The sequence below is a fragment of the Streptomyces sp. TBY4 genome (assembly GCF_024213195.1).
GTDB lineage: Bacteria > Actinomycetota > Actinomycetes > Streptomycetales > Streptomycetaceae > Streptomyces.
In genome coordinates, this window is the sequence record NZ_JANAVF010000016.1 from 120,041 (window position 1) to 131,919 (window position 11,879).

Annotated in this window: 12 protein-coding genes and 1 pseudogene; 7 read left to right on the top strand and 6 right to left on the bottom strand. The window is 68.1% G+C overall.

The window, feature by feature from the left end:
• Window positions 1-24 precede the first annotated feature (24 nt).
• Both NLX94_RS30555 and NLX94_RS30560 read right to left on the bottom strand, forming a co-directional pair.
• A complete protein-coding gene (locus NLX94_RS30555; protein WP_254386344.1) occupies window positions 25-1,326 on the bottom strand; it encodes a hypothetical protein in 1,302 nt (433 codons plus the stop codon).
• Window positions 1,327-2,029: 703 nt separating this feature from the next.
• Complete coding sequence (locus NLX94_RS30560; RefSeq protein ID WP_254386345.1) at window positions 2,030-2,584, bottom strand: flavoprotein; 555 nt, start codon at window positions 2,582-2,584, stop codon at window positions 2,030-2,032.
• A 342-nt stretch (window positions 2,585-2,926) separates the two neighbouring features.
• On the opposite strand from NLX94_RS30560, the pseudogene NLX94_RS30565 reads away from it, so the two are divergent.
• The 3 genes and pseudogenes from NLX94_RS30565 to NLX94_RS30575 all read left to right on the top strand — a co-directional run.
• Window positions 2,927-3,112 (top strand): annotated as a pseudogene (locus NLX94_RS30565) (CorA family divalent cation transporter); the annotation flags it as partial.
• Window positions 3,113-3,805: 693 nt separating this feature from the next.
• The gene (locus NLX94_RS30570) at window positions 3,806-4,675 is read left to right on the top strand and encodes a cytochrome P450 (protein ID WP_308402585.1); all 870 of its coding nucleotides are present in this window, start codon (window positions 3,806-3,808) and stop codon (window positions 4,673-4,675) included.
• Between the two features lie 32 nt (window positions 4,676-4,707).
• Complete coding sequence (locus tag NLX94_RS30575) at window positions 4,708-5,469, top strand: enoyl-CoA hydratase/isomerase family protein (protein WP_254386346.1); 762 nt, start codon at window positions 4,708-4,710, stop codon at window positions 5,467-5,469.
• Between the two features lie 265 nt (window positions 5,470-5,734).
• Here NLX94_RS30575 and NLX94_RS30580 read toward each other — a convergent pair whose 3' ends face one another.
• The 4 genes from NLX94_RS30580 to NLX94_RS30595 all read right to left on the bottom strand — a co-directional run bounded on the left by NLX94_RS30580 (window position 5,735) and on the right by NLX94_RS30595 (window position 8,137).
• On the bottom strand, window positions 5,735-6,376 hold the full coding sequence (locus NLX94_RS30580) for a DUF6000 family protein (protein ID WP_254386347.1): 642 nt from the start codon (window positions 6,374-6,376) through the stop codon (window positions 5,735-5,737).
• A 4-nt stretch (window positions 6,377-6,380) separates the two neighbouring features.
• Window positions 6,381-7,112 carry a HEAT repeat domain-containing protein gene (locus NLX94_RS30585; RefSeq protein ID WP_254386348.1) on the bottom strand — a complete coding sequence of 244 codons (732 nt, stop codon included), beginning with the start codon at window positions 7,110-7,112 and terminating at the stop codon, window positions 6,381-6,383.
• Entirely contained in the window at window positions 7,109-7,507 is a 399-nt protein-coding gene (locus NLX94_RS30590; RefSeq protein WP_254386349.1) for a CPCC family cysteine-rich protein, read from the bottom strand. The genes NLX94_RS30585 and NLX94_RS30590 overlap by 4 nt, the downstream gene beginning before the upstream one ends.
• A gap of 273 nt (window positions 7,508-7,780) precedes the next feature.
• On the bottom strand, window positions 7,781-8,137 hold the full coding sequence (locus NLX94_RS30595) for a hypothetical protein (RefSeq protein WP_254386350.1): 357 nt from the start codon (window positions 8,135-8,137) through the stop codon (window positions 7,781-7,783).
• Window positions 8,138-8,855: 718 nt separating this feature from the next.
• Here NLX94_RS30595 and NLX94_RS30600 point away from each other — a divergent pair.
• The 4 genes from NLX94_RS30600 to NLX94_RS30615 are packed head-to-tail and all read left to right on the top strand — an operon-like array spanning window position 8,856 to window position 11,879.
• Window positions 8,856-10,079, top strand: coding sequence for an ATP-binding protein (locus NLX94_RS30600; protein ID WP_254386351.1), 1,224 nt, complete (start codon window positions 8,856-8,858; stop codon window positions 10,077-10,079).
• A complete protein-coding gene (locus NLX94_RS30605; RefSeq protein WP_254386352.1) occupies window positions 10,076-10,927 on the top strand; it encodes a roadblock/LC7 domain-containing protein in 852 nt (283 codons plus the stop codon). The genes NLX94_RS30600 and NLX94_RS30605 overlap by 4 nt, the downstream gene beginning before the upstream one ends.
• Window positions 10,920-11,315, top strand: coding sequence for a DUF742 domain-containing protein (locus NLX94_RS30610; protein WP_254386353.1), 396 nt, complete (start codon window positions 10,920-10,922; stop codon window positions 11,313-11,315). Before NLX94_RS30605 ends, NLX94_RS30610 begins: the two co-directional genes overlap by 8 nt.
• 3 nt (window positions 11,316-11,318) lie before the next feature.
• Window positions 11,319-11,879 (top strand): ATP/GTP-binding protein, encoded by a 561-nt coding sequence (locus NLX94_RS30615; protein WP_254386354.1) that lies wholly within the window; start codon window positions 11,319-11,321, stop codon window positions 11,877-11,879.

Consider the following 11,879-nt stretch of genomic DNA (forward strand, 5'->3'; position numbering starts at 1 on the left):
CCTGGCACGGGAGCTTCCTCAGCGTCAACCCCCGAAGGGCTTCCGAACTCGACCGCTTAGGTACGGCTTGAGTTCCTCGGGCTCGAGATCACGAGGCACAGGCATCCCGGGCAGCTCCCGCAGCGGGTCCAGGGAACTCACGTATGCGCGGGCCCACTCCAGCCACTGCCAGGTTGAGACTGCTTCCGGAGCTGTCGAACCACATGATGCGTCGATCCGGCGCTCCAGGGCATCGCAGTACTGGCTCAGCGCCCTCGCCTGATGCCAGTCATTCGCCTGCTCACGCAGGATAGTTGCGAGCTGGGCCTGGTCCGCTTGCTCCCGCGCCGAGTCCATCGCCGCCTGCCACCGGACCTTCCGGTCTTCCTCAGCCCGCTTCTCCTCGATCCGGCGTTGGACGTCCTCCCTCGAACGGACCTCGATCTCGCGCAGGACAGCTCCGAGGACGTCCTCCAGCCTCCACCGCTTCCGGTCGGCCCACTTGCCTTGGCGGCCCGATCGGCTGTACGGGAGCTCGACCATCAGACTCTGCGCCCGCTCCGGGTCCTCGGACTGGGGAAATTCCTGCTTGATGGTCACCGTGTACGTGAAGTCGCCGACGACCAGGTCCACCTCACCCTCGCGCCGGGGGGACCGACAGGCGATGGATGCGCCGCCGTACCCGTAGGCCCGGCTGCGGTGGCTCTCATCCATCGGGTTCTCCCGTACCCCGTGGCCACGCTTCACCGCCTCCGCACACAAGCCCTGGAACAGGCGAAGAGCCCTGCCCCGAAGAGCCGCGGACACGGCGAGCCGGTAGCGGTCCTCCTTGATAGCAGCCACCACGGGGTGAAGGGAACGCAGTTGGACGGGCACAGGGATGGGCGGCGCACTCTGCGGCCTCTCGCCCTTCGCGTTGTGATGCGGACCGTCTTCGAGAGAGATCTGAAGGTCGCGGTTCCACAGACGGAGCTTCTCGATGCGCTTCCCCGGCGGCGTGAGGTTGTGCCGCTTCGCGTAATCGACGGCCCGCCGATACTCGACCCCCGTCTCCTCGTCGGGCTCCGGGATGACCACCCTCCCTTCAGCCACGAGCCGCTCGACCAACTCCGCCGCCCTGGTGTACAGCGGATCCTCGGGATGGCGACCGTTCTCCAGATAGAACTTCCCGGCCGCGGTGACCTCGGCCCGCACCGAGCCGTCACGGCGCACAACGGCCAGCAGCCCTCGATCGCGCAGCGCATACGCGGAGAGCCGTTCAGTCGACGCCGAGCCCAACTCCGCGCCGGCATCCAGCCGCCGCAAGAGCGCTAGTTGGCGGTCGTTCAACGGGGACCAACGGCGCATGCGCCCACCTCACGCTCTCAACCGGCAGATACCTCCGCTCTACCGGCCATCGGCGGGCATCGCGCCGAGAACCGGCGAAATGACCCCGACTTGACCGGCATCGGCTAGATGTTCCATCCACGGAGATAGAGACGGCGACCAGGACGGCAAAAGACAGGCTGAGGGGTCTGACCCCTACCGCTGACGCGGGCAGCGGCTAGCCGAAATTGCTACGGAGTGCAACCGGTAGAGGCTCAGGCGCATCGAACCGGCAAGGCCGGCATTCGGCACCACGGCACGCAGAAAGCCGCCCCCCGGCCGGACACACGGTCCAGCCAGGGAGGCGGCTCACGACACTGACGCTGCGTCAGCTTAAGCTGACACCCCATCAGGAAACGGCTCCAATGAGCGTCGAACGAGCGTCACGAGCGTCACGAGCGTCAGATCAGCGTCAAGATATCGCCCGTAACGCCCACAACGCACATAATGCACATCGACAAACCCGCAGGTCAGGCGTCCTTCACGACCCGCTCCAGGATCGCCACGCACTCCACGTGGTGGGTCATCGACATCAAGTCGAGCACCTCCTGAGTCAAGGGGATCTCCGACATCCTTGTGCCCGAGGTCACGCCCCAACCAGGCACGAGACCGACCTGTCCTGACAGAGCCCAGCCCTGTGGGGCAAGACCGGACGGCTCTGCCCTCGAGGGTGGCCATGACGACGTCACCGCTGACGCGCCAAGTTCGGGTAGTTCGACGCAAGGAGGTCAACCGCCTCCTCCCAGCGGAAGCGGTCAGCACCGCCCCCGGATTTCGGGCGATGCGGCATGTAGCTGCCGAACATCACGCCCATCTCACGCAGCTCATCAACGCTGCGCCGATACGCGCGGTGGGCAGCGAGGGCGGTGTTCACGTAGGGGAGCACCACGGTGGGGATGCCCATGCCGGGTGCCTCGCAGAGGATGCCGAGGGCGAGGTTGTCCGCGAAGCCGGCCGCCCACTTGTTAACCGTGTTGAACGTGGCTGGTGCGACTGCGATGGCGTCGGCCCGCGGGTACGACCGCGCATCACCCGGTGAGCGCCAGGCAGAGCGGATCGGGCAACCGGTCTGGTTCTCGATCACCTGGCTGTCGAGGACGTCGAAGCCCTGTGGGGTGGCCACAACTACGACCTGCCAGCCCCGTTCCTGGGCGACGGTGATGAGTTTGCCGACATCGCCGGCGATCCCGGCCGCGCACACGATGACGTACAAGACAGACTTGCGCTGCGGCTCAGTCACGGGGCGCTCCCAGTCGACGGCTGAAGTGGCGGAACTCTGGGCAGCGTACGGCGGTGGCCCCGAGCAACAGCAGACTCGCCGAGCTCCCCCAGTCCCGCCTTGCCACTCCCCTGAGTAGCCTGTCGTGAGCGACGTTGGGCGGCCCCCGACCTGCGGTGCTCCTCTTGGCGAGACAGTGTCCGCTGGGGGGAATCTGGGGGGAATGAGGCCTCGTGGGGGGCGGCTGGGGGGAATCGGCTGCATATCCGGGGAGCAGGCTGAAAGACTCGGAAAGGTCGATCGCTGCAGGTCAGACCGCCTGTGCAGGCGATTTCCGCAGGTCAGCGGTGTGAGGGCGACGACTTCAAGAAGATCTCCTCGTGGGCCGCCATCCTCTTCGCCCCCACCCTGGTCGGCACCATCTACGGCATGAACTTCGAGGACATGCCGGAGCTGAAGTGGGCAGGGGGCTACCCTTTCGCAATCCTCCTGATGGCGGTCGTCTGCGTCAGCCTGTACGTCATCTTCAAGAAGCGCGACTGGCTTTAGGAGCAGGGGACCGGACCGTTCGTCGACGGTGCAACCACCGCGGAGAATCACGCTTTACGCCGCCGGCTGCCACACCCGCTGGTGGGCCCGGCTCACATCGCGCACGGGTCGCACCCACCCGCGACCCTTCTGTGAAGCGCGTGTGAACCCAGGGCGTTTTGCGCTGTCTGTTCACAAAAGCGAGGGTCCTTCGGGCTGCTGAATGCGCGGTGTGGTGCAGATCGGTGTGGGAAAGCTCTCTTTTTGCGTGGCGGTTCAGCGGTGAGGGTAGGCAGCGCTGGCCATCACTGTTCGATCTTGCAAGAAAGAGTTGTTTTGAATATCTCCACGGCGACTGTCGGCGTTGACCGGCGGGTGTTGACGGCTATTTTTTCTCGGCTTCGGACAGAGGAGGGACAGTCGGATCCATTGCCAGTCTATCGGCAACTCGCGAAAATGGGAGAGATTATCCCGGCACCATGGGGCGGATACATCGTCACGTCCTACGCTCTCTGTGACCAGATCCTTCGGGACAAGGCTTGGAATGTTCCCGACGCCGACTGGCGGACGAGCCACTCGGCTCGATGGAATTCACCCGCCTCACAGCAGATGGCCGCGTCCCTGCCGATGCTCAACCCGCCCCAGCACACGAGGGAAAGACGGTCCCTGGGGAGCCTCTTCCCCCACAGCTCGCTCGCAGCCCTGCGTCCGTCCGTGGAGCGGGCCGTCGACCGGTTGCTCGCCGAGTTTACGGACCAACTGCGCCACGGGCCAGCCGATTTCCACACAGTTGTCAGCGAAGAACTGCCCATCATCACCATCGGCGAGTGGATGGGGATACCTGCCGCCGACTATGGACTCCTACGCACTCTGACGCATGACCAGGTCTTCGCGCAGGAACTCTTCCCCACGCCGAGCCAGCTGACCCTCTCCGACAGTGCCACCAGGCAACTGAGAACGTACTTCACCGAGTTGATCCGTGCGCGCCGCAAGAATCCGGGGAGCGACCCGGTTTCGGCGTGGCTTCGGACCTGGGATGCGCTCGAACCTGACCGGGACCGCGCAGACGAAGCCGTTCACGCTCTCGCGCTCTTCATGATTCTCGCGGCGCTGGAGACGACTTCGCATGTCCTGTCCGCGTCGGTGCGTCTGCTCCTCGAACACCCCGAGCAACTGGAATCACTACGCCGTGACCCCGGGCTCATCCCGGACGCCGTCGATGAAGTCCTGCGCTACGACGCCCCCATCCACATGATCAGCCGTGTGGCCCCGACGGAGACCCGGCTCGGAGACATCCTGGTACCGGCCGGCCACATGCTGCAGCTCATGGTGGGGGCCGCCCATCACGATCCCGCACGCTACCCCGACCCCCATCGTTTCAGCCTCCGCCGCGGAGCCTCCCATCTGGCCTTCGGAGCAGGAATCCACTACTGCGCAGGCAACGCCCTGGCCCGGCTGGAAGCCATCACCCTGCTCACCTCGCTCCTCAGTCGCTCGATACGGCCGCGCCTGAGCGGGCCCCCACGATGGGCGCCCCGCGTAGCCTTCCGGCGGATGACGTCCCTGCAACTCACCCTCACCTGACCACCCACTCGAGAAACGAGACAAGGCCCCACATGTTCACGGATTTCAAGACCCTCCAGGTGAGCGACGAAGGGCCCATCCTCCGGGTGGAGCTCAACCGCCCCGAGACGGGCAACAGCGTCGACGGCCAGATGCTCAGCGAACTGCTGGTGGTCCTGCGCGCCCTGGAGGACGACAACACCGTCCGCGTGATGGTGCTGTCCGGCGCGGGAGACCATTTCTGCCAGGGGGGTGACCGCGCGGAGTTCCCCACGCTGCTGGAGAGGGATCCATCCGGCTCCGAGCTGAGGGCCCTCGCCGACAAGGCCCAGCGAGTGTGCTCGACGCTCTCACAACTGAGAGTTGTCACCATCGCCCGCCTCCACGGCGATGTCATAGGCGCCGGCCTCGGCCTCGCGGTCTTCTGCGATCTGCGCGTCGGAGCAGACACCTGCCGGTTCCGGATGCCGGAGGTCGGCCTCGGCGTCCCGCCCGCCTGGGGCGGTGTGCTTCCCCGCCTCGCCGAAGAGGCGGGGCAGGCTTGGGTTCGACGGCTCCTGCTCACGGCCGAGCCGTTCGACGCCGCCAGGGCGGAGCAACTGTCCATCCTGCATGAGGTGGTGCCTGCAGATGATCTCGACGCTGCAGTCGCGCGCTGGGCGAAGCCGATCATTCGTCGTGACCCGACTACCGTGCGGATCACGAAGGGCATGCTGAACGCGCGCGCCGGCGCAACGCAGCTTGCCGTCGCCTCGCACTTCGACGACGAGTTGCTGACGGCTGCTGTCGCCAGGCGGGCATTGCACCGGCGGTGACTTCAACGGAGCGAGGGAGAGTGGATCCGCTGCACCTTCCCAGCGTCCGCGGCGCTCCACAGGGCCGGCGTGCGGTGGTGCTGGGCTCGCCTGTTGCATGGTCTTCGCGGTGTTCGCCATGGAACGCGTCCGGCTGCACTGGAAGTCCTGGCGGGCCCGGCGGAGGTTGTCGGCGGTACGGGGCGGTTCGGCGGAAGACCCATCCGTCGGCGGGTGCTCGAACGGTACGGCGCGGCGGGCTTCGGCATCGTAGGACCCGCCCTCTTCAGTCCCGGTTCTTCCTGGGGGACCAGCCGTTGGCGAAGTCGCAGTTGAGGTTCGTCCAGTGGTGGAGGTCTGCGGGGGTGTGGGTGGGGTGGCCTAGGTCGGCCGTGGCCCGGGACCAGGGGTGCCACAGGCCGTCGGGGGCCGTGTAGCGGGTGGCGTGGTGGGTGCCCAGCCGGGTGTCCAGGCGGAGGAGCGCGCCCAGGGCTGCGGGCTGGTCGTAGGGGAGGTCGGTGCGCGGGAGGTAGCGGTCGAGGTAGGCGGTGAGGATCTCGGCGTCCGCGTGCGTGCCGAAGCGGGCCAGGGCGAAGCAGTATGCGGTGCCCGAGTGGCTGACCTCGCTGGCCAGGAGCAGGTCCGCGATGCGGGTCCGGAACCGGTCGCGGCGGCCGACGCCGATCAGCCAGGCGGCGGTGAGGCGCGCGCGCCATTCGTAGCCGAGGAGGGCTTGCAGTTCCGCGTCGGTGATCGCGGCGGCGTCGGCGATCAGGTGGCGGGTGAAGCGGGTGGCGTGCCGCCACCGGGGGCTCAGGAAGTGCCCGCTGTTCAGTACGAGGTAGCGCGGGAGGCCCGAGTACGTCCTCGTCACGTAGCTCTCGATCACGTGGACGTGGCCGGTCTCCTCGGGGTTCTGGAACGGCACGGGGTCACCTCTCCGGGTGCAGGTCGGTGCGGTCGATCCAGGTGGGGGTGACGAAGACGTCGTCGCCGACGGGAGCTTCGGCGGCCTCGAGGAGCGACCATGTGCGGGCCTCCTCGACCAGGTGCTCCCAGGGCTTCGTCCAGTCGTGTTCCCAGTCGGGGGTGGTGGCGGAGAGGCCGTACGCAGTGCCGGCCCGTACGCGCCAGAACTGGGAGTGGAGGATCAGCTGGTCGTGATCGGCCAGGTCGTCGACGATCCGCGCGAAATGGGCGGTGGGCCAGCCGGGGCTGTCCGCTCCGGTGCCGGCGCGGAGGCCGGCGGTCAGGGAGGGGACGACGGGGGTGCGGGCGCCCAGGTCGGTCAGGGCCCAGCGCAGGGCGACGGGTTCGCACTCGTCGGGAGGAGTACGCCGCTCCAGGCAGGCGCGGTAGGCGCGGCGCAGGGGCTCCACCGCTCCTTCGATCTCCAGGCCCGCCAGGGCCGTGGCGGCCCACTGGCGGACCGTGGGGTTCTCGCTGACGAGCAGGCCGATGAGCGCGGGACCGCAGCGTGGGTCGGCCACCTCCTCGAAGACCTCGATGGCCGTCAGCTGCCCGAAGCCGCCGAGGGAGGGGAGTCCGGCGATGACGGTGGGGACGGCCCCGGAGCGCATGTGGATCAGTTCCGCGCGGGCGTCGTAGGAGGCGCCGGATTCGCCGTCGAGCTGCTGGACGAGTCGCTCGATGTGGGAGGTCATGACGCCGGGTGGTCGCGGCGCCAGAAGGTGGGGAGCCACCAGCGGAGCACCGTGCGGTCGTCGGGCCAGGGGGTGCGTTCCTCGCTGTCCCAGTCCTCGAAGGAGTCGCGGGTCGGGTCGATGGGGCGCCAGGCGGGGTCGAGGGGCTCGTCCGCGGCGGGCGGGCGGACGTACTGGCGGCCGTGCTGGTCGCAGGCACCGAAGTCCAGGTAGTTCCGCTGGGCCTCGATCAAGGAGACCCGGTTCGCGCCGGTGGACGTGTTCGGCCAGCGGAACTGGATCCCGTCGTCCTCCCAGAAGCAGACGGGGCAGATCTCGTAGGAGCCCGGCATGTGGTCCAGCACGCGGTGCCCGCAGCAGGGACAGGGGTGGGGGCGGGGAGGGGAGTCGCTCACCCGTGCAGTCTCGTCGCAGGTGTGGTCCGTGCGCCATGGAATTCTCCGACCCCGCGGCCACAACCCGGGACACCCATAAACGGCCATCGGGAGCCGATGAGAGCGGCGGGGAAATGCACGGACCCAATTCGGCGCCTTTGAAGGTGTGGAGCAGAAAGGATTCGGAGAACATCCGATCACGGCCGTCCTCCGCTTTGCACTCGCCGTAACTCCGCGGGTGCCCGACGCCGTCGGTTCCGCTTCCGAGCAGCTGCTCCGGACGGCCGGCGGTGACTACGTCAGGTGGTCCAGCAGCCAAGGGCCCTGTGCCCGGGGGATCAGCAGGCGCTCCGGGTCGGCGGCGGCGGTGGCGCCGGCGTCGAAGTCCTCGTCGCCCAGCTCGTCGGTGATGTCTCCGATGGTCAGCTCGACCTTCTTCGGTGCTCCTCCCTCCGGGATTCCATCGCGGTGAGGGCGTACCGGACCGCCAGGACTCCCCTGCCGATGCCGCCGGCGGGCCGGCGGGGCGTCGCCGGTCTGCTCGGCCGACGCCCGCCGGAGGGCTTCGGTGACCGTCTCCGCCAAGTAGGCCAAGGGGGCGGCGCCGTCGGTGAATCCGAGCAGGATCAGATCGTGGCCGCGGGTGCGCACCGCTTCACCGAAGGAGGGCGAAAGAGCGACATCGCGCCGCCGGGCTGATAGTCGATCACGACTGAACTCCCCCTCGCAGAACCCGAGAAGGCGCGAGAAGCCCGGAGAACAGGCCACCCGGCAAGCGCCAACCGGCCGATCCGTCCGCCGGTCGCGTCAGATGCGTCACGTCAGATTCATCGCGTCCCGCTGGAACTCCCCCCAATCCGGGGCAACACCCACGAGAACGGCTCCATCACGGATTCCGCGATCCGATCCTCAAAAGATCCCGACAAATGGGTGCAAGGGCTCATACGCGGCCGGCACCGCCGAACCGGGGGCCCCTCAGCGGCCGGTGGGACCCGTCCGGGGTTCTGCCTGGCCGTTCTCCGGGGAGTTGTGAGAGATCGCCACTCCTCCCGTGAAGAACTCCTTAACGGATCGTTGTCGGGAGAGGTCCGGTGACGGCCGATGCGCGGGGTCGAAAGGCCATGTCAACCCCTAGCCGTGCCACTCCGGTTGGGCGGATGGAGCGCCATAGCGGGCGTCCGGGCAGGCGAAGATCCGGTGATAGCATCCCGGCATCTGTGATCTTGATTCATTTAGACACGGATGCTGATTTGGATCGGCGGCATGCTCTCCGCGTAACAGCAGGTGAACCGTGCCGATCAGCTGTGTTGCGGGGCCTCGCGAGGTGTATCTGCAGCCGTCCGCATGGCACGCGCCGGGAAAGGTTTCCATGAATCGAGACGCACTTGTGTGGTGCCTGGTTGCGGTGACGGCGATAGCCGTTGTCGCGGTCGTGGCACTCGTCGCCCGCAACAGAGCGCTGGGGGCGAAGAAGGAGCACACCGAGGCCGAACTGAGGAACCAGCTGCTCGCGGCGGACAGCCACCTGCACGCGTCGCGCACCGAGTTGCAGAGGTTCCGCCACGAGCAGGACGCCACGCTCCGCGAGGCCAAGGAAGCCGCGGAGGAGAACACCAAGGCCGTCCTCAAGGGTGCCGCCAGCCTCCTGCAGAGCCTCGCCGCCGAACAGACGACGCTCCTCGACGGCATCCAGCGCAAGTACGGCGGGCACACCGTCCTCAGCGACCTGCTGGACGTCAACCACGCCAACGCCCAGATGGCCCGCAAGGCCCAGGGCATCGCCGTCATGTGCGGTGCGCCGCTCGGCCGCCGCAACAGGGCCGCCAGCGTCTACGACGTGGTGCGCAGCGCCCAGGGGCAGATCCGCAACTTCCACCGGGTCGCCATCATGCAGCAGACGAGCCTCGCTCTGAAGGCGTCCGCGGTCGCACCCGTCGCCCTCGCCGTGGCGGAGCTGCTCGACAACGCCGCCAGCTTCTCGCAGCACGACGCACCGATCGAAGTGACCTTCCAGCGCGTCCAGAACAACCTGTGCATCGTCATCGACGACGCCGGCGTCAGCATGAACGACGAGGAGCGGCAGCGGGCCACCGCGCTGCTCTCCGGTGAAGTCGCCCCCCGTCTGTCGCAGCTCGGGACCCAGCCCAAGTTCGGTTTCCCTGTCATCGGCCTGATCGCGCGTCAGCACGGCTTCAAGGTCGACGTCACCGGCGTCTCCCGGTACGGCGGTGTCAGGGCCGTCGTCCTCCTGCCCGAGGAGCTGTGGACCATGGAGGAGATACCGCCCGTCCAGGAGGCTCCGGTCAGCGAGATCCGGCGCGCCGCCGAAAGCCGGCCGGCCCCGGTCCCGGCCGCTCCTGCCCCGATCCCGGTCCAGGGCGCCACGTCGCGCACGATGCACGGCCTGCCCAAGCGCGGCGCACGCCAGGCTCCCATCGCGAGCGTCCCCGATCCCGACGCCACGGCGCCGGCGCCTCGGGTCTCGGGCGAAACGGGCCGCGCCTCCGGGCGCAGCCTGGGGGCCTTCCAGCGCGGCACGCTCTCCGGCCGCAATCTCGACGCCACCTCGTTCGAAGGGCCCGAAGAGGCATGACCGCAGACCTCTCGTGGATGCTCGAGGACATCGTGCACAACGTGCCCCGTGCGCGGCACGCCGTCCTGCTGTCCGCCGACGGCCTCCCGCGCGGCGCGACCGAAGGCCTGGCCGAGAAGGACGTGCGCACCATCTCGGCGGCCATGGCCGGGATGCAGTCGCTCAGCCGGGCCACGGCCCACTTCGCCGGACCCGAGGAGGACCGGCAGTGGAACCAGACCATCATCGAGTTCTCGCACGGCTGGAGCTTCCTGATCGGGGCGGGGCAGGGTTCCTACCTGGCCGCCGCGGCCGCGCCCGATGTGGACATGCAGCAGATCTCCTTCCGCATGCACCGCCTCGTCGCCCGGCTGGGCAACAACCTCACCTCGCCGCCGCGGGTGAGCTCCGAGGACGCCGGAGGCCCCCGCGGGGGCGGCGTCCGGGAGCCGGGCCCCGGTGACGCGGGCTTCGTCCTGGGCGAGCTCGACCGGGTGATGTCCGAGGTCAAGGGTGCCCGCCACGCCGTGCTGCTGGGGTCGGACGGTCTCCCCCGCGGGGCGACCCGGGGGATGAGCCGCGACCTTGCGGACACGATCTCCGCGGCCATGACGGGCATCCACGCCTACAGCCGGGTCACGTCCCAGTTCGCGGGCGCCGTCGAGGACCCGGAGTGGCGCCAGACGGTCATCGAGTTCCAGCACGGCTGGATCTTCCTGATGGCCGCCGGCCCCGATGCCTTCCTGGCCGCCGCCGCCGAACACGACTGCGACATAGAGCAGTTCACCACGCGTCTGCACGAGCTGGTTCCCCGACTGACGGTGCCCGCCGCCGCCGCGGCACCGGGGAAGGGGACGGCCCGTGTCTGAGGGGTTCGAGCAGGACGAAGAGCTGGAACTGACCTCTCCGTTAGTCCCCCTCTTCGTGATCACGAACGGACGCGCACTGCCCCCGGACCACGAGTACGAGCACACGACGCTCGTGACCGCGACGGGTGCGGAGCACGGACAGGTCGCGGCGCGCACGCTGTCCCCCGAAGCGGGACGGGTCATGGACCTGGTCGCGAACGGCTACCTCTCCGTGGCCGAGGTGGCAGGGCACACGCACCTGCCCCTGGGCGTCGTCCGCATCCTGCTGGCGCAGTTGGAGGAGGACAACCTCATCCTCGCGAGGACACCGATACCGCGCGCCGAACGTGTCGACAGAGAGCTGGTCAGCGCAGTGCTCGAAGGCCTGAAGAATCGATTCGGAGCGTAACGCGTGTACCTGGATCCAGATGTCTCCCATGCGGTGAAGATCCTCATCGTGGGGCATTTCGGGGTCGGCAAGACCACCTGTATCGGCAGTCTCTCCGAGATCGAGCCCCTGCGGACCGAGGAAGAGATCACCGAAGCCAGCGTGGGTTTCGATGACCTGTCGGGCACGCCCGACAAGACGACCACCACCGTCGCCATGGACTTCGGCCGGCTCACCCTGAGCGACACCCTCGTCCTCTACCTCTTCGGAACACCGGGCCAGGAGCGCTTCAAGGAGATGTGGGAGGAGCTCTCGCGGGGCGCGCTGGGGGCGCTGGTCCTCGTCGACCCGGAGCGACTGCACGAGTCCTTCCCCGTACTGGACCTCGTCGAACGTTTCGGCCTGACGTACGCCATTGCCGTGAACCACTTCGAGGGCACCACGCACTACCCCCTCGACGAGGTGCACGAGGCCCTGAACCTCAGCCCCGAGACCCCTGTCGTGGAGTGCGACGTACGGGACGAGAACTCCTCCGCGCGGGCCCTCATCACCCTCGTGAAACACCTCATGTCCCAACTCGGCTAG